Origin of the sequence: Pseudomonas sp. W2Jun17 (assembly GCF_023127795.1) — a bacterium.
GTDB classification, from domain to species: domain Bacteria; phylum Pseudomonadota; class Gammaproteobacteria; order Pseudomonadales; family Pseudomonadaceae; genus Aquipseudomonas; species Aquipseudomonas synxantha_A.
In genome coordinates this window covers 51,337-74,390 of sequence record NZ_SPKO01000033.1, presented here as the reverse complement: position 1 = coordinate 74,390, position 23,054 = coordinate 51,337, and the positions used below count along the sequence as shown (strand labels likewise).

Genomic DNA, 23,054 nt, shown 5'->3' with positions numbered 1-23,054 from the left:
CAACACGGCCCGCTCAAGCCTGCAGGTCCAAAGACCTTTAAACCCAAAAAACCGCCCCAAAAAGCCCCAAAAAAGGCTTCATGGCGCTTTTTTAGGGCAAAAAATGCCTCGCTTGACTTCGGCAAGCCGTTCGGGTTGACTGAAACCAGAAAAGATCAATGATTGATATTTTTAACAACAAAGGTGTTGCATCATGTCGGTACCCCCGCGTGCCGTTCAGCTTAACGAAGCGAACGCGTTCCTTAAGGATCATCCTGAGGTTCTGTACGTAGACCTTCTAATTGCGGATATGAATGGTGTGGTGCGCGGCAAGCGCATCGAACGCACCAGCCTCCACAAGGTTTACGAGAAGGGCATTAACCTGCCTGCCTCTTTATTTGCCCTGGATATCAATGGCTCGACGGTGGAAAGCACCGGCCTGGGCCTGGACATCGGTGATGCTGACCGAATCTGTTATCCAATCCCCGACACCCTGTGCAATGAACCCTGGCAAAAGCGCCCTACCGCGCAATTGCTGATGACCATGCACGAACTTGAAGGTGAACCTTTCTTCGCCGACCCGCGCGAAGTGCTCCGCCAAGTTGTAAGCAAGTTTGACGACCTCGGTCTGACCATCTGCGCCGCCTTCGAGCTTGAGTTCTACCTGATCGACCAGGAGAACGTGAACGGCCGCCCACAACCGCCCCGCTCGCCGATCTCCGGCAAACGCCCGCACTCGACACAGGTCTACCTGATCGACGACCTCGACGAATACGTCGACTGCCTCCAGGACATTCTGGAAGGTGCCAAGGAGCAAGGCATTCCGGCCGATGCCATCGTCAAGGAAAGTGCCCCGGCGCAGTTCGAAGTGAACCTGCACCACGTGGCCGACCCGATCAAGGCCTGCGACTACGCAGTACTGCTCAAGCGCCTGATCAAGAACATCGCCTACGACCATGAGATGGACACCACCTTCATGGCCAAGCCTTACCCAGGGCAGGCAGGCAACGGGTTGCACGTACACATCTCCATTCTGGACAAGGACGGCAAGAACATCTTTGCCAGCGAGGATCCCGAGCAGAACGCCGCATTGCGTCACGCGATCGGCGGTGTGCTGGAGACCCTGCCCGCCCAAATGGCGTTCCTGTGCCCCAACGTCAACTCCTACCGTCGTTTCGGCGCACAGTTCTATGTGCCGAACTCGCCGTGCTGGGGCCTGGACAACCGCACCGTAGCGATTCGCGTACCCACCGGCTCTTCCGATGCCGTGCGTATCGAACACCGCGTGGCCGGTGCCGATGCCAACCCTTATCTGCTGATGGCTTCGGTCCTGGCGGGTGTACACCACGGTCTGACCAACAAGATCGAACCGGGCGCTCCGGTGGAAGGCAACAGCTACGAGCAGAACGAGCAAAGCCTGCCGAACAACCTGCGCGATGCCCTGCGCGAGTTGGACGACAGCGAGGTGATGGCCAAGTACATCGATCCTAAATACATCGATATCTTTGTTGCCTGTAAGGAAAGTGAGCTGGAAGAGTTTGAACACTCCATCTCCGACCTTGAGTACAACTGGTACCTGCATACCGTGTAAGCGGTTGCGGCATTGAAGAAGCGCCACAGGCTTAGGGTCTGTGGCGTTTTTTTATGGGCTTATTCCGGGAGACCGAATTGGTCTCATCGGGAGCAAGCCCCCTCCCACACTGACCGAGTTCCAGATTTGGAATGGGGTCAACTGTGGGAGGGGGCTTGCTCCCGATGGCGGCCTGGCAGACAACACACCTCCCTGCTCATACAATGCCCGCTGCCTTGTAGGAGACTTCCATGCCCACCCGCCCCGCCGCCCCTCGCAAACCCCGCGCCCGCAGCCAGGCCCGGATCGACGCGATCCTTGAAGCCGCCCGCGCCTTGCTGGCTGCCGAAGGCGTGGCCGGTTTGTCGATCTACAGCGTGGCCGAGCGTGCGCAGATTCCGCCGTCGTCGGTGTATCACTTCTTCGCCAGCGTGCCGGCTTTGCTGGAGGCGTTGACCGCCCAGGTACACGCCGCCTTCCGCGCCGCCATCCAGGCGCCCATCGAACATGACTCACTCAAGCATTGGCGCGACCTGTCCTACATCGTTGAACAGCGCATGCTCAACGTTTACGACCAAGACGCTGCAGCACGTCAGTTGATCCTGGCACAGCACGGGTTGACTGAGGTGACCCAGGCCGATCGTCAGCATGATCTGGAATTGGGGGACTTGATGCTGGAAGTGTTCAACCGCCACTTCGAAGTGCCGAGCTTGCCCAAGGATGTGGATGTATTTGCCCTGGCGCTGGAGTTGAGCGACCGCGTGTATGCGCGCTCAGTGCATCAGCATGGGCTGATTACGCCGCGTATGGCTGAGGAAGGAATGCGGGTGTTTGATGCCTATGTGGGGCTCTACTTACCCGCATATTTGTCCAAACGGGCCTCATCGCAGGCAAGCCAGCTCCCACATTTTTGATCTGTGAATACATTCAAATGTGGGAGCTGGCTTGCCTGCGATAGCGAGCTCAAGAGCGACGCGAATCACAATTTTGCAATCGACACCTCAGTCGATTTCACAAAGGCAATCACTTCACTGCCAATCACCAGCTCTAGCTCTTTCACCGAGCGAGTGGTAATCACCGAAGTGACGATGCCCGAGGCAGTCTGTACATCGATTTCCGACAGTACGTCACCGACCACGATTTCCTTGATGGTGCCTTTGAACTGGTTACGCACGTTGATGGCTTTAATAGTCATGATGTTTTTCCTGTGTGGGTTATTGAGCCCAACGCAATTGCGTCGGCAGCGGTGAAACAGGTTCGGGTTCCGGCGGTGAACCGGGCAGCGACAGCACGCGGTTGAGCACCTCGGCCTCCAACGCGGCCAGGCGGTGTGAACCACGGGCCCGTGGGCGTGGCAGGTCGACGGCGAGGTCGAGACCGATTTCGCCGTCTTCGATCAGAATCACCCGATCGGCAATCGCCACGGCTTCGCTGACATCGTGGGTCACCAGCAACACAGTGAATCCGTGCTTGCGCCAGAGGTTCTCGATCAGTTGCTGCATCTCGATGCGGGTCAGGGCGTCCAGTGCGCCCAGCGGCTCATCGAGCAGCAACAGGCGCGGTTGGTGAATCAACGCGCGCGCCAGGGCCACGCGCTGCTTCTGGCCACCGGACAAGGCCGCCGGCCATTCATTGGCGCGCTCGGCCAGGCCCACCGCTTCCAGGGCCTCCAGCGCCCTGGGGCGCCAGTTGCCCGTAAGGCCGAGGCCGACGTTGTCGATGATCTTTTTCCACGGCAGCAAACGCGCTTCCTGGAACATCAATCGTGTGTCTTCAATCGCCTCGTGCAGCGGCGCGGAGCCGGCCAGCAGCTCGCCGCCACTGGCCTTGTCCAGCCCCGCCAGCAAGCGCAACAAGGTACTCTTGCCGCAGCCGCTGCGACCTACCACGGCCACGAATTGACCGGCCGGAATATGCAGGTCGATGTCCTTGAGCACTTCGCGAGTGCCGAAGGATTTGCGCAACTTGCGCACCGCCAGGGGAATGCCCTTGAGCAGGCGCGGGGGTTGTTGAGCTGTCATGCCGCACCTCCTTTGACTTGATACGCCGGGTGCCAGCGCAGCCATACCCGTTCCAGGCCACGCGCCGCCAGGTCGGCGAGTTTGCCGAGGATCGCGTACATCACGATGGCCAGCACCACCACATCGGTTTGCAGGAACTCACGGGCATTCATCGCCAGGTAACCGATGCCGGAACTGGCCGAGATGGTTTCCGCCACGATCAGCGTCAGCCACATAAAGCCCAGGGCAAAGCGCACGCCCACCAGGATCGACGGCAGCGCGCCAGGCAGGATGACTTGCCAGAACAGGCTGAACCCCGACAGGCCATAGCTGCGCGACATTTCCACCAGCGCCGGGTCGACGTTGCGGATACCGTGATAGGTGTTCAGGTAGATCGGGAACAACGTGCCGAGTGCCACCAGGAAAATCTTCGCGGTCTCGTCAATGCCGAACCACAGGATCACCAGTGGAATCAGCGCCAGGTGCGGCACGTTACGAATCATCTGCACAGAGCTGTCCAGCAAGCGCTCGCCCCACTTCGACAACCCGGTGATAAAGCCCAGGGCCAAACCAATGCTGCCGCCGATCACAAAGCCCAGGCCAGCACGCCAGCCACTGATGGCCAGGTGTGTCCAGATTTCGCCGCTGACCACCAGGTTGACTCCGGCTTCGATCACCGCACTGGGCGCCGGCAAAATGCGCGTCGACAACCACCCCGCCGACACCGACAACTGCCACACCGCCAGCAACAAGATCGGCAGCACCCAGGGCGCCACGCGATGGCTGAATTTTTCAAAGTCCATAACGGCGCCTCAACTCTGTGACGCAGCTTTGGGAAGGATGTCGTTGGCGACCATCTCGCCAAACGGGCTGACGTAACCGGCGCTTTTCGGCAACTCGGGACGTTCGATATCCAGATGCGGAAACAACAGTTCGGCGACCCGATACGACTCTTCCAGGTGTGGATAACCGGAGAAGATAAAGGTGTCGATACCCAGGTCCGCGTATTCCTTGACCCGCGCCGCAACCGTTGGGCCATCGCCGACCAGCGCCGTGCCTGCCCCGCCACGCACCAGGCCGACGCCGGCCCACAGGTTGGGGCTGACCTCCAGGTTGTCACGGCTGCCGCCATGCAAAGCGGCCATGCGTTGCTGACCGACCGAATCGAAACGCGCCAGCGACGCCTGGGCGCGGGCAATGGTGTCGTCGTCCAGATGGGAGATGAGTTTGTCGGCGGCTTTCCAGGCCTCTTCGTTGGTCTCGCGCACAATCACATGCAGGCGAATGCCGAAGCGCAGGGTACGCCCGAGTTTCTCGGCCTTGGCGCGAACCTGGGCGATTTTTTCCGCGACAGCAGCCGGCGGCTCGCCCCAGGTCAGGACCATTTCCACCTGCTCGGCCGCCAGGTCCTGGGCCGCTTCGGAGGAACCGCCGAAGTACAGCGGCGGGCGCGGTTGCTGGACCGGTGGGTAGAGCAGCTTGGCGCCTTTGACGCTGATGTGCTCGCCGTCGTAGTCCACGGTTTCGCCTTCGAGCACGCGGCGCCAGATGCGCGTGAACTCCACCGATGCCTGATAGCGTTCTTCGTGGCTGAGGAACAAGCCATCGCCAGCCAACTCTTCCGGGTCACCGCCAGTTACCAGGTTGAATAACGCACGACCACCGGACAACCGGTCCAGGGTGGCGGCCTGGCGTGCGGCCACCGTCGGGGAAATGATCCCGGGGCGCAGAGCAACCAGGAATTTCAAACGCTGGGTCACTGGAATCAGCGAGGCAGCCACCAGCCACGAGTCTTCGCAGGAGCGACCGGTAGGGATCAACACCCCGCCGAAACCCAGGCGGTCAGCGGCCTGGGCCACTTGTTGCAAATAACCGTGATCGACGGCGCGGGCGCCTTCGGCGGTGCCAAGGTAATGGCCGTCGCCGTGGGTAGGCAGGAACCAGAAAATATTGAGGCTCATGGAGTTGTCTCCTGAAGGAATCGGATTACGGCGCTTTGGCAACCGCGGCGGGTGGCGTCCAGATCACGTCCTTGATGCTCAAGGGCTTGGGGATCAGTTTGAGCTGGTAGAAGCTGTCGGCGATTTTCTGCTGGGCCGCGACCACTTCCGGGGTCAGGAACAGCGCACCGTAGCCCTGGCGTTTCACCGAGGTCAGGGTGATGTCGGCGGGCAGGCCCAGCAGCGGTGCGACTTGTTCGGTGACTTCCTGCGGGTTGGCCTTGGACCACTCGCCCACCGCGCGCACTTCTTCCACCAGCGCCCTGATCACTTCAGGGTGTTGCTCGGCGTAGGGCTTGGTGGCCAGGTAGAACTGATGGTTGTCGGCAATGCCGGTGCCGTCACGCAGGGTTCGGGCTTGCAGTTGTTTCTCGGCGGCGGCCTGGTATGGGTCCCAGATCACCCAGGCATCCACACTGCCGCGCTCGAAGGCGGCACGGGCATCGGCAGGTGGCAGGAATACGGTTTTCACGTCGGTGTAGTTGAGGCCGGCATCTTCCAGGGCTCGCACCAGCAGGTAATGCACGTTGGAGCCTTTGTTGAGCACAACCTTTTTGCCTTTGAGCTCGGCGACCGATTTGATCGGTGAGTCTTTGGGCACCAGGATCGCTTCACTGGTAGGCGCGGGCGGTTCGTAGGCGACGTAAAGCAAGTCGGCGCCGGCCGCCTGGGCAAACACCGGTGGCGTTTCACCGGTGACGCCGAAGTCGATGGAGCCGACATTCAGGCCCTCAAGCAACTGCGGGCCGCCGGGAAACTCGGTCCACTGCACCTGCACACCTTGGGCGGCCAGGCGTTTTTCCAGGGTGCCCTTGGCCTTGAGCAGCACCAGGGTGCCGTACTTCTGATAACCGATCCGCAGGGTCTCGGCGGCTTGGGCTTGAACAATGGCGCCGAAGGACACAGCCGCAGCAAACAGTGCGACCAGACCACGACGCAAGATGACAGTGCGCATGGCGCTCTCTCCACAGTTGCGATTAGGGTTTTGGCTGCACCTGCTTGGCCGTTGGCGGCTGAGTAAGGTGAGTGTTTCTCGATTTTCGGGTAAGGGTCAGATGCTCCAGCGAGCACTCAACAAGCGTTCATTCAACACATCGGGGTCCAGCGGCTTGGGTCGTCGGGCCATGGCGCTGTAGAGCTGCTCCAGGGCTTCGTGCAAGCGTCGTTCAAGTACCGGCACCAGTTGCGCCTGGACGCTGCCTTCGCCATAGGCGATCTGGCTGTCTTCGGCGAAAATGCCGTGGAGCAATTCCTGGGCTTTCAGGGCCGACAACACCGGTTTCAAGGCATAGTCCACCGCCAGCATGTGGGCGATGCTGCCGCCGGTTGCAATCGGTAATACCACCTTATGGGCCAGGGCGCGTTCGGGCAGAAGGTCCAACACGGTTTTCAGCGCGCCGGAAAACGACGCCTTGTACACCGGTGTGGCGATCACCAGGCCGTCGGCATTGGCCACCTGTTGCAACAGGTCGATGACCTTGGGGCTGTCGAACCGTGCGTGCAGCAAGTCTTCAGCCGGGAAGTCGCGTATCTGGTAACTCACCACCTCTACGCCCTGCTGTTGCAGCCATTGACGGGTTTTATCCAGCAACACCCCGGAGCGCGAACGCTGGCTGGGACTGCCTCCAAGTGTTACGACCAGCATGCAGGAGATTCCTTGAGCAAGTGTCGGCGGTTCGCTGTACGGCGATGGCGCCAAGATGGAACAGACCATATCAGTAGATTTATATATCTATAAATCTTATTTATTCATTTGTTTATTCCATAAATACATAAGCCGTTTATCAATCGCCAGGCGAAAAAAAAGGCCGTGAAAACGGCCTGAAAACCCCTGCTGTGTGAGACGGTTTGCAACTTGATGCCTTTGCTGTTCATGAGGCCGCCATCGCGGGCAAGCCCGGCTCCCACAGGGGAATGCGGTCAACTGTGGGAGCCGGGCTTGCCCGCGATGGCGATATCCGCCTTAACGATTGGGTTGTGGGGTGAGGCGCAGGTACGGCTTCACCGCGCGGTAGCCCTTTGGAAAGCGCTTCTTGATCTCTTCCTCGTCCTTGAGCGACGGCACGATCACCACCTCATCCCCATCCTGCCAGTTGGCCGGCGTGGCGACCTTGTGGTTGTCGGTCAGTTGCAGCGAGTCGATCACCCGCAGGATTTCATGGAAGTTGCGCCCGGTACTGGCCGGGTAGGTGATAGTCAGGCGGATCTTCTTGTTCGGGTCGATCACGAACAAAGAGCGCACGGTGAGGGTGTCACTGGCGTTGGGATGGATCAGGTCGTAGAGGTCCGAGACCTTGCGGTCGGCGTCGGCCAGGATCGGGAAGTTGACCACGGTGTTCTGGGTCTCATTGATGTCTTCAATCCACTTGTGATGCGAGTCCACCGGGTCTACCGACAGGGCGATGGCCTTGACGCCACGTTTTGCGAATTCGTCCTTGAGCTTGGCGGTGAAGCCCAGCTCGGTGGTGCACACCGGGGTGAAGTCTGCCGGGTGGGAAAACAACACACCCCAGCTGTCGCCCAGCCATTCGTGGAAGCGAATCTTGCCGGCGCTGGAATCCTGTTCGAAGTCGGGGGCGATGTCGCCCAGTCTTAGGCTCATGGTGTGGCTCCTGATGAGTGCTTATGGAGCCCACTGTGCATGGATTTGGATTTATTTAAAAAGAATAAATATCGATTTATCTAGACGATAAAGGAATATTAAAAATGTGTTCATTGGACTTGGGCACAGGCGAAGATCAACATTGTTTTCAAGGTTCGAGAAGGCCTTGAGTCGCTGTAGTAAAGAGGGTTTCAGGAAGGGCTTGCGGGGGTTGAGCCCGACTTGAAAGCAGTACACCTTGCCCGGCATTGCGCCGGGCAAGGCTTTACAGTCTTACAACAGCGGGATCGAGTAGCTGACGATCAGGCGGTTTTCGTCCTGGTTACGTGCGTTGGCGATGTCGCTGCGCCACATAGCGTTTTTCCACGCCACGCCGACGTTTTTCAGCGGACCTTCCGGTACGACGTAGGCAACAGTGATGTCACGTTCCCACTCGGACTGGCCGGTGAACTCGGCACGGTTGCTGGCAACGGTGTCGATATGATCACCCTTCAGGTAAACCACACCAGCGGTCAGGCCAGGTACGCCCACCTTGGCGAAGTCGTAGGAGTAGCGAGCTTGCCAGGTGCGCTCGCCGGCACGGGCGAACTTCTGGATCTGCATGTCGGTAGTGATGTAGGCCGACGAGCCGTCACCCTGGTTCAACCAAGGGAAGTCGCTGCTGCCGTTGCTGACCTGGTAACCGCCACCGAAGGTGTGGCCGGCAACCGAGTACAGGAACAGGCCGCTGTACAGGTTGTTGTCGACTTTGCCACGACCGGAGTTGACGCCACCGTAGTTGCCTGTGGAGAAGTAGGCAGACTGGTTGCCGTTGTTACCGTCGTCGGAGCTGTTGAAGTAACGCAGATCAGACTTCAGCACGCCAGGGCCGATAGCCCAGTTGTGGGTCAGGCCCAGGAAGTGTTGCTTGTAGAAATCTTCCAGGTTGCCGTAGTAGTACTGGGCGGTCAGGTCCTTGGTGATCTTGTAGTCACCACCGGCGTAGTAGAACTTGTTGCTCGAACGCCAGTTCACGCCACGGCTGTTGGCGCCGGAGATGGACAGGCTTTCGTTGTTGCTGGAGTTACGGCCCTTGGCTTTTTCGATCTGGCCGGCAACCAGGGTCAGGTCCTTGATGTCGCTGGAGGTGATCTGGCCACCCTGGAAGGTCTGCGGCAGCATACGACCATCGTTGGTGACGATGACCGGCAGCTTGGGCTGCAAGGTACCCAGCTTCAGTTCGGTCTGGGAGATCTTCGCTTTGGCGGTCAGGCCCAGGCTGGAGTAGTTATCAACGGCTTCGCCATTGGACTTGCTCGGGAAGATGGTGCCGCCATACGAGCTGGCGGTCGCGCCGTTGGTGCCGCCGCCGGAATCCAGGCGAACACCCAGCAGGCCGATAGCGTCAAGACCGAAGCCGACGGTGCCTTGGGTGTAACCGGAGATGAAACGCAGATCGAAGCCTTGGCCCCACTCTTCGTTCTTGTTCGCACCAGCACCTTCACGGTTGTCGGTGTTGATGTAGAAGTTACGCAGGCCCAGTGTGGCCTTGCTGTCTTCGATGAAACCGGCGGCGCCTGCTTGCTGGGCGATTGCGCCCAAAGCTACAGCCACAGCCAAGGTGGACTTCTTCATGTACCGCTCCTCTCGTTTCTAATTTTTGTATTTCTTTGGCCCCGGGTCTGACGCCCTGGATCCACAGATGCGCGATTAGCGCCAGATAGTGACTAGCAAGTCAATCGTAACCTTGTGTGTCTACTACCTTCGTCTAATCGCAGTTGATTTGGTCCCTGCAGGGTAATGAGTTTTTCATACACCCAAAAAGAATTGTTTCATTCTTTTTCATACGATTCGGGAATAAGCGGATGCGTGAAGCGGGTGGGTCGAGTGACACGAACCGCTCCATAAGCTAATTCCTAAAGGGTATTTACCAGTGCTTTTTTAGATCGATTAGTGTGACCGTACGGTTGCATACGTCACTCACGATCAAAAAGGCGACGCCATCATGGCCAAACGCACATCCTCCCGTCAATTTGTTACAGTTTTTGTATCGGTATTACTTTCTTTTGGTGTCAGCGCGGCCGATTTGACGGTCGGCTACCAGACCGGCATCGATCCCAGCAAAGTCCCCCAGGCTGACGGCCTCTACGAAAAAACCATTGGTGAGAAAATCGCCTGGCGCCGGTTCAACAGTGGCCCGGAGGTGGTCACGGCCATTGCCTCGGGTGATGTACAAATCGGCAACCTCGGTTCCAGCCCCCTCGCCGCAGCCGCTTCGCGCAATCTACCCATCGTCGCGTTTATCGTATCGGCACAGATCAACGCTTCTGAAGCCCTGGTAGTGCGTAATGGCAGTGGCATCGACAAACCCGAAGACCTGATCGGCAAAACCATCGCCACACCCTTCGTCTCAACCTCCCATTACAGCCTGCTCGGCGCCCTGAAGCATTGGGGGCTGGACACTAAACAAGTCAAAGTGGTGAACCTGCAACCGGCCGAAATCGCCGCCGCCTGGAAGCGCGGCGATATCGACGGCGCATTCGTGTGGTCACCGGCCCTGGGCGAAATCCGCAAGACCGGCAAAACCCTGACCGATGCGGCGCAGGTGGGCCAATGGGGCGCACCGACGTTTGAAGTGTGGGTAGCACGCAAGGATTTCGCCGAAAAACATCCTGAGGTAGTGGCCAGGTTTGCCAAGGTCACCCTCGATTCATTCGCCGACTATGCCGCGCATAAAGACAGTTGGACGGTGGATTCGGAACCGGTGCAGAAGATCGCCAAATTGACAGGCTCCAATGCCGACGATATTCCAGAGTTGCTGGCGGGCACGACGTTTCCCGATGCGCAGGCACAACAGACCGAAGCGCTGCTCAAGGGCGGCACGGCGAAGGCGATTGGGGAGACGGCGAAGTTCTTGAAGGAGCAAGGCAAGGTGGAGACGGTGTTGCCGGACTATTCGGCCTATGTGACCGACAAATTCATCACACAATAAATACAGTCTTCGGTGGGAGCTGGCTTGCCTGCGATGCCAGCATCTCGGTCGTTCAGATAAACCGAGGCGCTGCTATCGCAGGCAAGCCAGCTCCCACACAGAGCCGTACTCTTTTACAGGGCCTTTTCAAAGATCTTGGAGTTGCGCTGATAGTTGTACAGCGACGCACGCGCCGACGGCAGGCGGTCCACGCTGCTCGGCACAAAACCGCGCTCACGGAACCAGTGGGCCGTGCGCGTGGTGAGCACGAACAAGGTCTTCAACCCCTGAGCACGTGCACGGGTCTGGATGCGTTCGAGCAACACATCGCCGCGTGCGCCGTGGCGGTACTCCGGGTTCACCGCCAGGCACGCCAGCTCGCCCGCATCCGAATCCGCAATCTGATACAGCGCTGCGCACGCGATGATCATGCCTTCGCGCTCGACCACGCTGAACTGTTCGATTTCCCGCTCCAGCACTTCCCGCGAACGACGCACCAGAATGCCCTGCTCTTCCAGCGGGCTGATCAGGTCCAGCAAACCGCCGACGTCTTCGATCGCCGCTTCGCGCACCAGTTCGAATTGCTCCTGGGCCACCAGCGTACCGCCGCCGTCGCGGGTAAACAGCTCGGTGAGCAAGGCGCCGTCTTCGGCGTAGCTGACGATATGGCTGCGCCCTACTCCACCCCGACAGGCTTCGGCAGCGGCATCGAGCAGCTCGGCTTGATAGTTGCTGCCCAGGCGTTGCAGGTGCGCAGGCACTTGCTGCGGGCGCAATTCACGTACCAGACGGCCGTTCTCATCGATCAGGCCGGGATCGGCACCGAACAGCAGCAATTTGTCGGCACCCAGGTCGATGGCGGCACGGGTGGCGACATCTTCGCAGGCCAGGTTGAAGATTTCACCGGTAGGCGAGTAGCCCAACGGCGACAACAGCACGATAGAGCGCTCGTCCAGCAGGCGGTTGATGCCTTTGCGGTCGACCCGGCGGACTTCGCCGGTGTGGTGATAGTCAACGCCCTCAAGCACGCCAATCGGGCGCGCCGTCACCAGGTTGCCGCTGGCCACGCGCAGGCGCGAGCCCTGCATGGGCGACGAGGCCATGTCCATGGACAGGCGCGCTTCGATGGCGATACGCAGATGGCCGACAGCGTCGATCACGCACTCCAGCGTCGCCGCATCGGTGATGCGCAAGCCTTCGTGGTAAGCCGGGGTCAGGCCGCGTGCTTCAAGGCGGGTTTCAATCTGCGGACGCGAACCGTGCACCAGCACCAGCCGCACACCCAGGCTGTGGAGCAGCACCAGGTCGTGGACGATATTGCCGAAGTTGGGATGTTCCACACCGTCGCCAGGCAGCATGACCACAAAGGTGCAGTCGCGGTGGGCGTTGATATAGGGCGAAGCGTGACGAAGCCAATTAACGTATTCGGGCATAACACCTGGGCCTGTAATAAAAAGCAGCCGAAAAAGGATGAGTCGCAAAAACGCACAGCGGGCTGATGGTTATCGTCGGAACAGGCTTGGCGACACGCTCGCTCTCCTTATGTACGAATGGGCAAGGGTTAATTTATGCAGGTTTCAGGCAGTAATGTTCGATCAGTTCCCGCAATAGACGCACTGTAGGCGTCAAGCGTGACATTTCGAGGTACTCGCCCGGCTGGTGGGCGCAGGCGATGTCGCCGGGGCCAAGCACCAGGGTTTCACAACCAAGGCGCTGAAGATAAGGCGCTTCGGTGCCGAACGCTACTGCTTCGGCACGATGACCGGTCAAACGTTCCGCCACCCGCACCAACTCGGTGTCTTCGGGCTGCTCGAAAGGCGGCACTTCGGGGAATAGCGGCGCGTAGTCGATCTTGACCTTATGACGCTCGGCCAAGGGTTCGAGCTTCTGCCGGATCGCCGCACGCAGCACTTCAGGGTCCATGCCCGGCAAGGGTCGCAGGTCGAACTCCAGGGAGCACTGGCCGCAGATGCGATTAGGGTTGTCGCCGCCGTGGATACAGCCGAAATTCATGGTCGGCTGCGGCACGCTGAATTGCGCGTTGCGGTATTCGCGCTGCCAGGCCAGGCGCAGGCCGCGCAGTTCGCCGATGGCGTCGTGCATGGCTTCGAGGGCGCTGTGGCCCAGGCTTGGGTCCGACGAGTGGCCGCTGCGGCCAAGGATGTCGATACGCTCCATCATCACGCCTTTGTGCAGGCGGATCGGCTTGAGCCCAGTTGGCTCACCGATCACCGCCGCCCGTCCCAGCGGCCTCCCCGCCTCGGCCAGCGCACGCGCGCCGGACATGGAGCTTTCCTCGTCACAGGTGGCGAGGATCAGCAGCGGCTGCTTGAACGGCTGGTCCAGCAACGGCAACACCGCTTCAATGGCCAGGGCAAAAAATCCCTTCATGTCGCAACTGCCCAGCCCCACCCAACGACCATCGACTTCCGTCAGCTTGAGCGGATCGGTCTTCCACAGCGCCTCATCATAAGGAACCGTATCGCTATGGCCCGCCAACACCAAGCCACCGGGGCCGCTGCCGAAACTGGCGAGCAGGTTGAACTTGCCAGGGCTGACTTGCTGGATGTCGATAGCGAAACCCAGGTCGCCCAGCCACGCGGCGAGCAGATCGATCACCGGGCGGTTGGTCTGGTCGAGAGACGCTTGGGTGCAACTCACCGACGGCGCGGCGATCAAGGCGGCGAACTGCTCTTTCATGGACGGTAACGGCATGCGCGGTCTCCCAACTTCCCGGATGAACCTCACTATAGAGGCATCTGCCCAACACAATAAACCGTTGCGGCACGTTGCCGGGCTCAGTCCTGTACACTGCACGACCTTGGCAGCCACACTTTTCCCCGGCTGCGCTCCCGATCCTGGATTTTCCGGCCATGCAGAAAGAAACCGAAATCAAGCTCCGCGTCAGCCGCGAAACACTCGCCGCGCTACGTGAGCACCCGCTACTGAAAAAACGCAACAAAAGTGGCTGGGAACGCCGTGAGTTGATGAATCAGTACTTCGACACCCCCGAGCGCGACCTGGCGCAGGCCAAGGTCGCCCTGCGCCTGCGCAAGGACGGTGACGACATCATTCAGACCCTCAAGACCCGTGGCCAAAGCGTCGCTGGCTTGTCGGAACGCAACGAGTACAACTGGGACCTGCCCAAAGCCAAGCTCGATGTGAAGAAACTCGACGGCGAGTGCTGGCCCGAGCAACTGGCCGAGTTGGACAAAAAGACCCTCAAGCCGATCTTCACCACCGACTTCGTGCGTGAACGCGCCGAAATCGCCTGGGGCCGTGGCAAGGCCAAGGTGGTGATCGAAGCCGCCCTGGACCTGGGCCATGTGGTGGTTGGCAAGCAGAAGGAAGAAATCTGCGAGCTGGAACTGGAATTGCGCGAAGGCGAACCCGCCGCCCTGCTGGAGCTGGCCGCCGAACTGGCTACGACCCTGGCGCTGATGCCCTGTGACATCAGCAAAGCCGAGCGCGGCTACCGCCTGTATGACGCGAGCAGCTACTCATTGAGCCTGCCGGCACCGCAGATCCACGCCGAAATGCCTTTGGATGATGCTTTCGCCGCAATCATGTGGCACCTGTTGGGCAGCAGCCAGCGCCTGGCCGAGCAATACCGTTTCAACGGCCACTGGCGCTTGCTGCAGGACTGGGTCGAGAACCTGGGCGAGTTGCGCGCGCTGATCGGCAGCCTCGGCCAGGCCGCGCCGCGCCAATCCACCAGCGAACTGCGCAGCGCCCTGGATGCACTGCTGGAAGACTGGCGTCCGCTGGTCCAGGCCGGTGACGACGATGAAGACATTCGCAAAGCCGCACCGGAGCAGTTCATCGAAGAATTGCAAGATGTACGCTGGGGCCTGTTCTCACTGAATACCTCGCGCTGGCTGCTGGCTCGCACCTGGACCGCTGAGCGTAACGTGCGCGGCAACCGCCAGGGCGCTGCGCAAATCACCAACTGGCTGCCGCGCTTGCTGGCCGACGACGCCGTCGCCCTGCAACTGCCGCGCTACCAGCAACAGCCCGAAGACCTCGCCGAGCAACTGCCGCGCATCGAACGCATCCAGGCCTGGCTGCACCATGCGCGCCATGTGGTAGACATTGCGGAACTGGACCGTTTGTACGGCGAGCTGAACAAGCTGGCGCAGTTGGCTAACCAGCCGATCACCGATGAATCGCTGGATGCGCGTATGCACCAGGCGATTGCGGTGTATCAGAACCGGGCCTGGAAGACCCTCCTGCGCCTGTAAAATCGCCATCGGGAGCAAGCCCCCTCCCACACAATGTGGGAGGGGGCTTGCTCCCGATGAGGCCCGCCCTGTCAGCGCAATACTGGCAGGCTGGTAGTGGACTTGATCTCCGACAACGCCACGATGGAGTTGACCTCCTGGATCCCCGGCACCATCGATAACTTCTCGAAGAAAAACCGCTCATACGCCTCGATGTCCGAAGTGACGATGCGCAGCAGAAAATCCACCGACCCCATCAGCACATAACACTCCAACACCTCCGCAAATCCGCGAATCGCTTCGGTGAACTCAGTGAAGTTGGAGCGGCCGTGAGCGTTGAGTTTGATCTCGGCGAAAATCTGCGTGTTGAGCCCGATTTTCTTGCGGTCCAAGAGGGTGACCTGGCCCCGGATCACGCCCTCTTCCTTGAGCCGCTGAATGCGTCGCCAGCACGGAGACTGCGACAGGCCGACCTGCTCGGCGATCTGTGCGCTGGAGAGCGAGGCGTCCTCTTGCAGCAGGGCCAGAATGCGGCGATCGTAGACGTCCAACTCGCTGTGCATAGAAATACCTATGAAAGTGTATTTTTTGAATTGATTGATTCGATAATGCGCCAATAAGGCTCATCTTAGATAAGAAATCTCCCTAGGCGAATGTGAAAATTCCTCCAGTCGATTTTGGAGAGTCAGTATGCACGCCGTCGAAACCGCCCACCCTGTCACCCGCGTCGATGCGTGGGCCGTCAACAGCGCCCACTGTCAGGCGCACTATCGGATCGTCGCCGAGGCTGAGCCCGACGTGCTGTGCCGGGTGCTGAACTACTTTGCGCTGCAGTTCCTGACGCCAGCCCACGTCAATATGAGCCGGGACGTCGACCTGCTGAATATCGATATCGTGATCGACGGCCTTAGCTGGCACCGTGCCCAAGTCATCGGTGAAAAGATTCGAAACCTGATCAGTGTCTGCGACCTGGAGCTGTGGCCGGCTGATGCCGAGCGGCCTCAGGCACTGGCGGCGACGGCGCGGTAAAAACCTGCAATACACCTGGGAACGAGGATTTCCAGCGGCTGACTAGTCTGGGATTACACCCCAAACCGCCCAGGAAACCTGCATGACCGCTGCCTCCCTCGACCAACCCTTGGAACTGCAACAATTATTGCCGGCATTGATCGAGCAAGGGCTGATTACCGCACAGGCGGCCCATAGCATTCAGGCAGCATCTTGCACTCAACATCCCCTGGAATGCATCGCAGCCCAAGGCCCTTGTCTTGAGACCCTGACCCAATGGCTGGCACAACATGCAGGTCAGCCTTACCTGCGCATCGACCCGTTGAAGATCGACGTGGCGAGCGTGGTGCCGTTGATGTCCCATGCCTTCGCCCAGCGCCACGGCATTCTTGCGGTCGCCGTGGATGCCCAAAGCGTCACGATCGCCAGCGCCCAGCCGTACATCAGCGCCTGGGAAGCCGGGCTCGCTCAAGTGCTCAAACGCACCATCAAGCGCGTGGTGGCCAACCCCCGCGATATCCAGCGCTGCCTCCACGAGTTTTACCGCTTGGCCAAGTCAGTCAGCGGCGCCGATCAGAAAATGGCGATACCCGGCAACGTCGAACTGCTCAGCCTCGGCGCCAGCGACAAGGAGCCCGATGCCAATGACGCGCATATCGTCAATATCGTCGACTGGCTGTTGCAATACGCCTTTGCCCAACTGGCCAGCGATATTCATATCGAACCCTGTCGCGATCAGGGCCGGGTGCGTTTTCGCATCGACGGGCTGTTGCATGACGTCTATCAATTTCCGCCTCAGGTCACCACCGCAGTGGTCAGCCGCTTGAAAAGTCTTGGGCGAATGAATGTGGCCGAGAAACGCAAACCCCAGGATGGTCGCGTCAAGACCAGGAACCCGGCAGGCGCGGAAGTGGAATTGCGCCTTTCGACCCTGCCGACCGCGTTTGGCGAAAAGCTGGTGATGCGGATTTTTGACCCTCAGGTGCTGCTCAAGGACTTCGACCAGCTGGGCTTGTCGAGCGCCGATCAGCAGCGCTGGCACGCCATGACTCGGCAAGCCAATGGCATCATCCTGGTCACAGGCCCGACCGGCTCGGGCAAGACCAGCACCCTCTACACCACCCTCAAGCAACTGGCGACCCGAGAGGTCAACCTGTGCACGGTAGAAGACCCGATTGAAATGGTCGAGCCGGCGTTCAATCAGATGCAGGTCCAACACAACATCGACCTCAGCTTTGCCAGCGGCGTCCGCGCCCTGCTGCGCCAGGACCCGGACATCATCATGATCGGTGAAATCCGTGACCGGGAAACCGCCGAGATGGCCATACAGGCCGCACTGACCGGGCACCTGGTGTTCTCGACCCTGCATACCAACGATGCGCCCAGCGCCATCAGCCGACTGCAGGAGCTTGGCATTGCTCATTATTTGATCAAGGCCACACTCATAGGCGTCATGGCGCAGCGTCTGGTGAGGGTTTTGTGCACCCACTGCAAGCGTGTGACGGGTGTGGAGAACATAGGCTGCTACGAGGCCGTCGGTTGTATGGAATGCCGTGACAGCGGTTATCGAGGCCGAGCCGGGCTGTATGAAATCATGCCGTTGGACCCAGCGCTCAAGGCGCTGGTGACTCCCGGTACGGACATACAGGCGCTACGCCGTGAGGCGCTCGCGCAGGGCATGAACAGCTTGCGCATGGCCGGCATCGATAAAGTGAACGCCGGCGTGACCACGATGACGGAAATATTACGGGTCACGCCTGGGGATTCAGAAACAAATCCTTTATTTGTTGGGCCGTGAAACCGTCCTTATCGGTGACCAGACCGCTACAATCGGCCCAACGTCGTTCACTGACATCTTCAGATAAGGAATCGCTATGCAGATCGGAACCGTACTGCTTCTTTTTGTGGGCTTGGCCATCGCCATCCTGTTCATGGGTTTCAAAGTGGTGCCCCAGGGCTACCAATGGACGGTCGAACGTTTCGGCCGCTACACCAACACCCTCAAGCCCGGCCTGAACATCATCATCCCGGTCATGGACCGCATCGGTCGCAAGATCAACGTGATGGAAAGCGTGCTGGATATTCCGCCCCAGGAAGTCATCACTGCCGACAACGCCACCGTGCAGATCGATGCCGTGTGCTTCTTCCAGGTGGTCAACACCGCCCAGGCGGCCTACGAGGTCAACAACCTCGAACACGCAATCCGCAACCTGCTGCAAACCAATATCCGTACCGTCCTGGGCTCCATGGAGCTTGATGCCATGCTCAGCCAGCGTGATGGCATCAACGAGAAGCTGCTGCGCACCGTGGACGAAGCCACTGCGCCGTGGGGCATAAAGATCACCCGTATCGAGATCAAGGACATCAGCCCACCTGCCGACCTGATGGCCGCCATGTCCGGCCAGATGAAAGCCGAGCGAATCAAGCGTGCACAGATCCTCGAAGCCGAGGGCCTGCGTGCGTCGGCGATCCTGACGGCCGAAGGCAAGAAGCAGGCGCAGATCCTTGAAGCCGAAGGTAGCCGCCAGGCCGCGTTCCTGGAGTCCGAAGCACGTGAGCGTCAGGCCGAAGCCGAAGCTCGAGCGACACAAGTGGTGTCCGAAGCCATCGCGTCGGGCAATGTGCAGGCGGTCAACTACTTCGTCGCGCAAAAATACATCGATGCCTTGGGCAAGCTGGCGTCGGCCAACAACAGCAAGGTCATCCTGATGCCGCTGGAAGCCAGCCAGGTGATTGGCGCCGTGGGCGGTATCGGCGAAATCGTCAAGGCGACTTTCGGCAACCAGAAAGGCTGAGGCCAACACCATGTGGGACTTTTTGCTGCATTTGTCGTTCTGGGACTGGTTGGCGCTGGGCACCGTGCTGTTGATTCTTGAGGTGTTCGGCGCCGGCGGGTACCTGTTGTGGATGGGTATCGCCGCGGCCGCAGTGGGGGTGATCAAGTTCCTGGTCCCGCCACTCGGGCTGGAGTGGCAACTGCTGCTGTTCGCCATGCTGTCGATCCTGACGGCCGTGTATTGGTGGAAGCGCCAACGCAGCAGCGCCAAGGTCAGCGATCAACCGGGGTTGAACGAGCGCGGCTCCGAATTGATCGGGCGCACCTTCATGGTTCATCAGGCGATTGTGGATGGCCGGGGCAAGATTAAAGTCGGCGATGGCGTGTGGATGGTCACCGGTGCCGATGCCCCAGCAGGCGCTCAAGTACGCGTGGTTGGCCAGGATGGGGTGATTTTAGAGGTTGAAACTGTTTAGTCAGTGATGGAACTGGATCGGCTTAACTACAATCAAAACGTACAGATAACCCACCGGAGTCACCCATCATGCGTCTTAAATATGCTGTCGCAACCCTCGCTGTGCTTTCCCTACCTGTCGGCTCAGCCATGGCCGATAGCTTTTGGCGTAATGTCATCTCGTCGGGCGCCACCACTGGCTCGACTTACCTGACATTCAAGGACCACAAGCTGGTAGTCGCCGCCCAGGACGACGCGGGCAGCTTCGTCGCCAGCGACGGCGGCATCCGCGGCCCGTACCTGGAAGCGGCCATGCAGAAGGTCCGCGCCGACAACCCTGGCCTTCAGGCCACGGACATGGAACTGGCTAACGCCATCCTGGCGAAGAATGCTGTAACCGAGTAACAGCCGCACCGATAAAAAATGCCGCTTTTTCAAGCGGCATTTTTTTGCCTGCCCTATGACGAATCGTTCATAAGCGACAGGCTATATTCAGTCTTGCCGTGCAACCATGCGTTACTGACACGTTTAACATTCATCGCCTATCTTGAACGGATGCCTTCTTCGTCATGAGCCAACAGCCTTTCCTGCCGTTTTCCAAACCGACCATTGATGAAGCCACCATTTCGGCAGTCGGCGATGTCCTGCGTTCCGGCTGGATCACCAGCGGGCCAAAAGTGCAGGCGTTCGAGGCGCAGTTGTCGGAATACTTTGGCGGGAGGCCGGTGCGCACCTTCAACTCGGGCACCTGCACCATGGAGATCGCCTTGCGCATCGCCGGTATCGGGCCTGGGGATGAAGTCATCACGACACCGATTTCCTGGGTGGCCACCGCCAACGTCATCCTCGAAGTCGGCGCTACTCCAGTGTTCGCCGATATCGACCCGATTACCCGCAACATTGACCTGGCCCAGGTTGAGGCGGCAATCACACCACGTACCAAAGCGATCATCCCGGTCTACCTGGCGGGCTTGCCCCTGGACATGCCGATGCTTTACGCGCTGGCCAACAAGTACAACCTGCGTATCGTCGAAGACGCCGCGCAAGCCTTGGGCTCCAGCTGGGACGGGGAACGCATCGGTGCAACCGGTGACTTCGTGTCGTTCAGCTTTCAGGCGAACAAGAACATCACCTCATCCGAGGGTGGCTGCCTGGTGTTGAACAACGCCGAGGAGGCTCGCCTGGCAGAGAAGTATCGCCTGCAGGGCGTGACCCGCACCGGTTTCGATGGCCTGGATGTGGATGTCCTGGGCGGCAAGTTCAATATGACCGACATCGCCGCCGCCATTGGCCTGGGGCAGTTTGCGCATATCGAGAAGATCACGGCCCACCGCCAGCACCTGGCACGCCACTACTTCCAGTGCTTTGGCAGTGACTTCGAAGAGAAATATGGCGCGCAACTGCCGCCGGCGGATTTCGAGAACAGCAACTGGCACCTGTTCCAACTGGTGTTGCCGGAGCGCCAGGACGGCTTGCCTGCTCGCGCAACGTTCATGGAGCAGATGCAGGCCCACGGCGTTGGCATTGGCTATCACTACCCGCCGATCCACTTGCTGAGCCTGTATCGGGCACAGGGTTTCAAGGAAGGCATGTTCCCGGTGGCGGAGCGTGTTGGGCGTTTGATCGTGTCGTTGCCGATGTTTACGGCGATGACAGAGGCGGATGTGGAGCGGGCTGTAGCGGCGGTTAAAGCGGTACTGAAAAAAGACTGAACACAACCAGCAGGCACACCCCAATCAACTGTGGGAGCTGGCTTGCCTGCGATGCGGGCACCTCGGTGTATCGGTGACACACGGGTGATCCAATCGCAGGCAAGCCAGCTCCCACATTGATGTGTGCTGTTGCAGCTATTGCGTTTAGTCGCCGATGGCGGCTTTGTAGCCGGCGGCATCCAGCAGTTTGTCCAGTTCAGCCTTGTCGCTTGGCTTGAGCTTGAAGATCCAGGCGCCATAAGGGTCAGAGTTCAGCAGCTCAGGGCTACCACTCAGCTCTTCGTTGACAGCAATCACTTCGCCGGCAATCGGCGAGTAGATATCCGAAGCTGCTTTGACCGACTCCACCACACCCGCCTGATCTTGAGCGGCAAACACCTTGCCCACTTCAGTCAGTTCAACAAACACCACATCACCCAAAGCTTCCTGTGCATGGTCGGAGATGCCGACAGTCACGGTGCCATCAGCTTCCAGACGGGCCCATTCGTGACTTTCGGCAAAACGCAGGTCGGCAGGGATATTGCTCATAGTCTGTGTCCTCAAGAAGAAATGTCAGCGGCCATTAGCCTGCCGGAAAATAGTTAGATCAAGGTTTTACCATGGCGCACGAAGGTCGGCTTGACCACTCGAACCGGGTACCACTTGCCGCGGATTTCCACTTCGGCCCGGTCGGCAGTCGCCGCCGGTACGCGCGCCAGGGCAATGGATTTGCTTAGCGTAGGCGAGAAACTACCACTGGTGATCTCTCCTTCGCCAACATTGGCGATACGAACCACCTGGTGAGCGCGTAAAACTCCACGCTCTTCCAGCACCAGCCCGACCAATTTGAACTGCACACCGGCCGCCTTTTCCGCTTCCAGCGCAGCACGACCGATAAAATTGCGCCCGGCAGGTTCCCAGGCAATGCTCCAGGCCATATTGGCCGCGAGGGGCGATACCTGCTGATGGATATCCTGGCCGTACAGGTTCATGCCGGCCTCCAGGCGCAAGGTATCGCGAGCACCGAGGCCGATAGGTGAAATGCCCGCGCCCACCAGATCATTGAAAAAACCCGGTGCCTGGTCGGCGGGCAGGACAATTTCCAGACCGTCTTCGCCGGTGTAGCCGGTACGGGCGATAAACCAGTCGCCGTCGGCATGGCCTTCGAACGGCTTGAGCTGGTGGATCAGGATGCCACGGGACTGAGTCACCAGTTCGGCGATCTTATGCCGGGCATGAGGCCCTTGGATGGCAAGCATGGCCAATTCGGACCGCTCATGCAGCTGCACCTGGTAATCGCCCAGTTGCGCCTGCATCCAGGCCATATCCTGATCGCGGGTGGCGGCATTGACCACCAGCCGGTACCCGGTTTCGGTTCGGTAGACGATCATATCGTCCACCACTCCGCCTTGCTCGTTGAGCATGGCGCTGTACAGCGCACGGCCGCAGCCGTGCAATCGATCGACGTCATTGGCCAGCAGGTGCTGAAGCCATTCCTTGGCCTGAGGGCCGGTGACATCGATTACGGTCATATGAGATACATCGAACACCCCACAGTCGCGCCGCACCTGATGGTGTTCTTCAACCTGCGAGCCGTAATGCAAAGGCATATCCCAACCGCCAAAATCGACCATTTTCGCGCCGAGGGCGAGATGCAGGTCATACAAAGGCGTACGCTGTCCCATGGGTTTCTCCTTCCGGGCTTGGCGAAGGTGCGTAGAGCTGCCACTTGTGCCGAACACCTTGATTTACAAGGCCCGCAGCCACATACAGCAGGTCGATCCGAAAGACGGAGCGCACCGAA

General features: G+C 59.6%; 23 protein-coding genes. 10 read left to right on the top strand and 13 right to left on the bottom strand.

What is annotated here, in order from left to right:
- Window positions 1-193: 193 nt before the first annotated feature.
- Window positions 194-1,570: a glutamine synthetase family protein gene (locus E4O98_RS20375; protein ID WP_003213894.1), complete on the top strand. Its 1,377-nt coding sequence runs from the start codon at window positions 194-196 to the stop codon at window positions 1,568-1,570.
- A gap of 230 nt (window positions 1,571-1,800) precedes the next feature.
- Entirely contained in the window at window positions 1,801-2,463 is a 663-nt protein-coding gene (locus E4O98_RS20370) for a TetR/AcrR family transcriptional regulator (RefSeq protein ID WP_248136110.1), read from the top strand.
- Between the two features lie 65 nt (window positions 2,464-2,528).
- On the opposite strand, the gene E4O98_RS20365 is transcribed toward E4O98_RS20370, so the two are convergent.
- The 8 genes from E4O98_RS20365 to E4O98_RS20330 form a co-directional block, all read right to left on the bottom strand.
- The gene (locus tag E4O98_RS20365) at window positions 2,529-2,744 is read right to left on the bottom strand and encodes a TOBE domain-containing protein (protein WP_003176783.1); all 216 of its coding nucleotides are present in this window, start codon (window positions 2,742-2,744) and stop codon (window positions 2,529-2,531) included.
- Window positions 2,745-2,763: 19 nt separating this feature from the next.
- A complete protein-coding gene (gene ssuB, locus E4O98_RS20360; protein ID WP_005792359.1) occupies window positions 2,764-3,570 on the bottom strand; it encodes an aliphatic sulfonates ABC transporter ATP-binding protein in 807 nt (268 codons plus the stop codon).
- Window positions 3,567-4,352, bottom strand: coding sequence for an aliphatic sulfonate ABC transporter permease SsuC (gene ssuC / locus E4O98_RS20355; protein ID WP_032878854.1), 786 nt, complete (start codon window positions 4,350-4,352; stop codon window positions 3,567-3,569). The genes ssuB and ssuC overlap by 4 nt, the downstream gene beginning before the upstream one ends.
- A gap of 9 nt (window positions 4,353-4,361) precedes the next feature.
- Entirely contained in the window at window positions 4,362-5,510 is a 1,149-nt protein-coding gene (ssuD, locus tag E4O98_RS20350) for an FMNH2-dependent alkanesulfonate monooxygenase (RefSeq protein ID WP_005792361.1), read from the bottom strand.
- A 25-nt stretch (window positions 5,511-5,535) separates the two neighbouring features.
- On the bottom strand, window positions 5,536-6,504 hold the full coding sequence (locus E4O98_RS20345) for a sulfonate ABC transporter substrate-binding protein (protein ID WP_032878852.1): 969 nt from the start codon (window positions 6,502-6,504) through the stop codon (window positions 5,536-5,538).
- Window positions 6,505-6,600: 96 nt separating this feature from the next.
- Entirely contained in the window at window positions 6,601-7,194 is a 594-nt protein-coding gene (gene ssuE / locus E4O98_RS20340; protein WP_078822590.1) for an NADPH-dependent FMN reductase, read from the bottom strand.
- 318 nt (window positions 7,195-7,512) lie between these two features.
- Window positions 7,513-8,151 carry a peroxiredoxin gene (locus E4O98_RS20335; RefSeq protein WP_003195267.1) on the bottom strand — a complete coding sequence of 213 codons (639 nt, stop codon included), beginning with the start codon at window positions 8,149-8,151 and terminating at the stop codon, window positions 7,513-7,515.
- A gap of 273 nt (window positions 8,152-8,424) precedes the next feature.
- Window positions 8,425-9,765, bottom strand: a complete 1,341-nt coding sequence (locus tag E4O98_RS20330; protein WP_032878849.1) for an OprD family porin — start codon at window positions 9,763-9,765, stop codon at window positions 8,425-8,427.
- Window positions 9,766-10,135: 370 nt separating this feature from the next.
- On the opposite strand from E4O98_RS20330, the gene tauA reads away from it, so the two are divergent.
- The gene (tauA, locus tag E4O98_RS20325; protein ID WP_078822591.1) at window positions 10,136-11,122 is read left to right on the top strand and encodes a taurine ABC transporter substrate-binding protein; all 987 of its coding nucleotides are present in this window, start codon (window positions 10,136-10,138) and stop codon (window positions 11,120-11,122) included.
- 113 nt (window positions 11,123-11,235) lie between these two features.
- Here the strand turns inward: tauA and argA are convergent, their stop codons facing one another.
- Both argA and argE read right to left on the bottom strand, forming a co-directional pair.
- Window positions 11,236-12,534 (bottom strand): amino-acid N-acetyltransferase, encoded by a 1,299-nt coding sequence (gene argA, locus E4O98_RS20320; protein WP_005792368.1) that lies wholly within the window; start codon window positions 12,532-12,534, stop codon window positions 11,236-11,238.
- A gap of 133 nt (window positions 12,535-12,667) precedes the next feature.
- Window positions 12,668-13,816, bottom strand: a complete 1,149-nt coding sequence (gene argE / locus E4O98_RS20315) for an acetylornithine deacetylase (RefSeq protein ID WP_103734196.1) — start codon at window positions 13,814-13,816, stop codon at window positions 12,668-12,670.
- A 158-nt stretch (window positions 13,817-13,974) separates the two neighbouring features.
- Between argE and E4O98_RS20310 the strand changes: the two genes are divergently transcribed.
- Window positions 13,975-15,342, top strand: coding sequence for a CYTH domain-containing protein (locus E4O98_RS20310; protein WP_032878845.1), 1,368 nt, complete (start codon window positions 13,975-13,977; stop codon window positions 15,340-15,342).
- Window positions 15,343-15,413: 71 nt separating this feature from the next.
- Here E4O98_RS20310 and E4O98_RS20305 read toward each other — a convergent pair whose 3' ends face one another.
- Window positions 15,414-15,884: an Lrp/AsnC family transcriptional regulator gene (locus E4O98_RS20305; RefSeq protein WP_005792372.1), complete on the bottom strand. Its 471-nt coding sequence runs from the start codon at window positions 15,882-15,884 to the stop codon at window positions 15,414-15,416.
- A gap of 127 nt (window positions 15,885-16,011) precedes the next feature.
- Between E4O98_RS20305 and E4O98_RS20300 the strand changes: the two genes are divergently transcribed.
- The 6 genes from E4O98_RS20300 (at window position 16,012) to E4O98_RS20275 (ending at window position 21,271) form a co-directional block, all read left to right on the top strand.
- On the top strand, window positions 16,012-16,350 hold the full coding sequence (locus tag E4O98_RS20300) for a hypothetical protein (protein ID WP_223017755.1): 339 nt from the start codon (window positions 16,012-16,014) through the stop codon (window positions 16,348-16,350).
- Between the two features lie 82 nt (window positions 16,351-16,432).
- Window positions 16,433-18,127: a GspE/PulE family protein gene (locus E4O98_RS20295; RefSeq protein WP_248136108.1), complete on the top strand. Its 1,695-nt coding sequence runs from the start codon at window positions 16,433-16,435 to the stop codon at window positions 18,125-18,127.
- 76 nt (window positions 18,128-18,203) lie between these two features.
- Window positions 18,204-19,124 (top strand): SPFH domain-containing protein, encoded by a 921-nt coding sequence (locus tag E4O98_RS20290; RefSeq protein WP_003195285.1) that lies wholly within the window; start codon window positions 18,204-18,206, stop codon window positions 19,122-19,124.
- 10 nt (window positions 19,125-19,134) lie between these two features.
- A complete protein-coding gene (locus E4O98_RS20285) occupies window positions 19,135-19,581 on the top strand; it encodes an NfeD family protein (protein ID WP_005792377.1) in 447 nt (148 codons plus the stop codon).
- 68 nt (window positions 19,582-19,649) lie between these two features.
- Window positions 19,650-19,964, top strand: a complete 315-nt coding sequence (locus E4O98_RS20280) for a DUF2388 domain-containing protein (RefSeq protein ID WP_003176799.1) — start codon at window positions 19,650-19,652, stop codon at window positions 19,962-19,964.
- Between the two features lie 164 nt (window positions 19,965-20,128).
- On the top strand, window positions 20,129-21,271 hold the full coding sequence (locus E4O98_RS20275) for a DegT/DnrJ/EryC1/StrS aminotransferase family protein (protein ID WP_032878841.1): 1,143 nt from the start codon (window positions 20,129-20,131) through the stop codon (window positions 21,269-21,271).
- A 144-nt stretch (window positions 21,272-21,415) separates the two neighbouring features.
- Here E4O98_RS20275 and gcvH read toward each other — a convergent pair whose 3' ends face one another.
- A complete protein-coding gene (gcvH, locus tag E4O98_RS20270; RefSeq protein ID WP_032878840.1) occupies window positions 21,416-21,799 on the bottom strand; it encodes a glycine cleavage system protein GcvH in 384 nt (127 codons plus the stop codon).
- Between the two features lie 53 nt (window positions 21,800-21,852).
- The gene (gcvT, locus tag E4O98_RS20265; RefSeq protein WP_005792381.1) at window positions 21,853-22,935 is read right to left on the bottom strand and encodes a glycine cleavage system aminomethyltransferase GcvT; all 1,083 of its coding nucleotides are present in this window, start codon (window positions 22,933-22,935) and stop codon (window positions 21,853-21,855) included.
- Window positions 22,936-23,054 lie beyond the last annotated feature (119 nt).

Coding starts and splice junctions, on each gene's coding strand:
- E4O98_RS20365 (WP_003176783.1), bottom strand. CDS start 2,744: ATGACTATTAAAGCCATCAACGTGCGTAACCAGTTCAAAGGCACCATC.
- gcvT (WP_005792381.1), bottom strand. CDS start 22,935: ATGGGACAGCGTACGCCTTTGTATGACCTGCATCTCGCCCTCGGCGCG.
- E4O98_RS20300 (WP_223017755.1), top strand. CDS start 16,012: ATGCACGCCGTCGAAACCGCCCACCCTGTCACCCGCGTCGATGCGTGG.
- argE (WP_103734196.1), bottom strand. CDS start 13,816: ATGCCGTTACCGTCCATGAAAGAGCAGTTCGCCGCCTTGATCGCCGCG.
- E4O98_RS20345 (WP_032878852.1), bottom strand. CDS start 6,504: ATGCGCACTGTCATCTTGCGTCGTGGTCTGGTCGCACTGTTTGCTGCG.
- ssuC (WP_032878854.1), bottom strand. CDS start 4,352: ATGGACTTTGAAAAATTCAGCCATCGCGTGGCGCCCTGGGTGCTGCCG.
- E4O98_RS20290 (WP_003195285.1), top strand. CDS start 18,204: ATGCAGATCGGAACCGTACTGCTTCTTTTTGTGGGCTTGGCCATCGCC.
- tauA (WP_078822591.1), top strand. CDS start 10,136: ATGGCCAAACGCACATCCTCCCGTCAATTTGTTACAGTTTTTGTATCG.
- gcvH (WP_032878840.1), bottom strand. CDS start 21,799: ATGAGCAATATCCCTGCCGACCTGCGTTTTGCCGAAAGTCACGAATGG.
- E4O98_RS20275 (WP_032878841.1), top strand. CDS start 20,129: ATGAGCCAACAGCCTTTCCTGCCGTTTTCCAAACCGACCATTGATGAA.
- E4O98_RS20295 (WP_248136108.1), top strand. CDS start 16,433: ATGACCGCTGCCTCCCTCGACCAACCCTTGGAACTGCAACAATTATTG.
- E4O98_RS20335 (WP_003195267.1), bottom strand. CDS start 8,151: ATGAGCCTAAGACTGGGCGACATCGCCCCCGACTTCGAACAGGATTCC.
- ssuB (WP_005792359.1), bottom strand. CDS start 3,570: ATGACAGCTCAACAACCCCCGCGCCTGCTCAAGGGCATTCCCCTGGCG.
- ssuD (WP_005792361.1), bottom strand. CDS start 5,510: ATGAGCCTCAATATTTTCTGGTTCCTGCCTACCCACGGCGACGGCCAT.
- E4O98_RS20285 (WP_005792377.1), top strand. CDS start 19,135: ATGTGGGACTTTTTGCTGCATTTGTCGTTCTGGGACTGGTTGGCGCTG.
- E4O98_RS20330 (WP_032878849.1), bottom strand. CDS start 9,765: ATGAAGAAGTCCACCTTGGCTGTGGCTGTAGCTTTGGGCGCAATCGCC.
- E4O98_RS20280 (WP_003176799.1), top strand. CDS start 19,650: ATGCGTCTTAAATATGCTGTCGCAACCCTCGCTGTGCTTTCCCTACCT.
- E4O98_RS20370 (WP_248136110.1), top strand. CDS start 1,801: ATGCCCACCCGCCCCGCCGCCCCTCGCAAACCCCGCGCCCGCAGCCAG.
- E4O98_RS20375 (WP_003213894.1), top strand. CDS start 194: ATGTCGGTACCCCCGCGTGCCGTTCAGCTTAACGAAGCGAACGCGTTC.
- E4O98_RS20310 (WP_032878845.1), top strand. CDS start 13,975: ATGCAGAAAGAAACCGAAATCAAGCTCCGCGTCAGCCGCGAAACACTC.
- ssuE (WP_078822590.1), bottom strand. CDS start 7,194: ATGCTGGTCGTAACACTTGGAGGCAGTCCCAGCCAGCGTTCGCGCTCC.
- E4O98_RS20305 (WP_005792372.1), bottom strand. CDS start 15,884: ATGCACAGCGAGTTGGACGTCTACGATCGCCGCATTCTGGCCCTGCTG.
- argA (WP_005792368.1), bottom strand. CDS start 12,534: ATGCCCGAATACGTTAATTGGCTTCGTCACGCTTCGCCCTATATCAAC.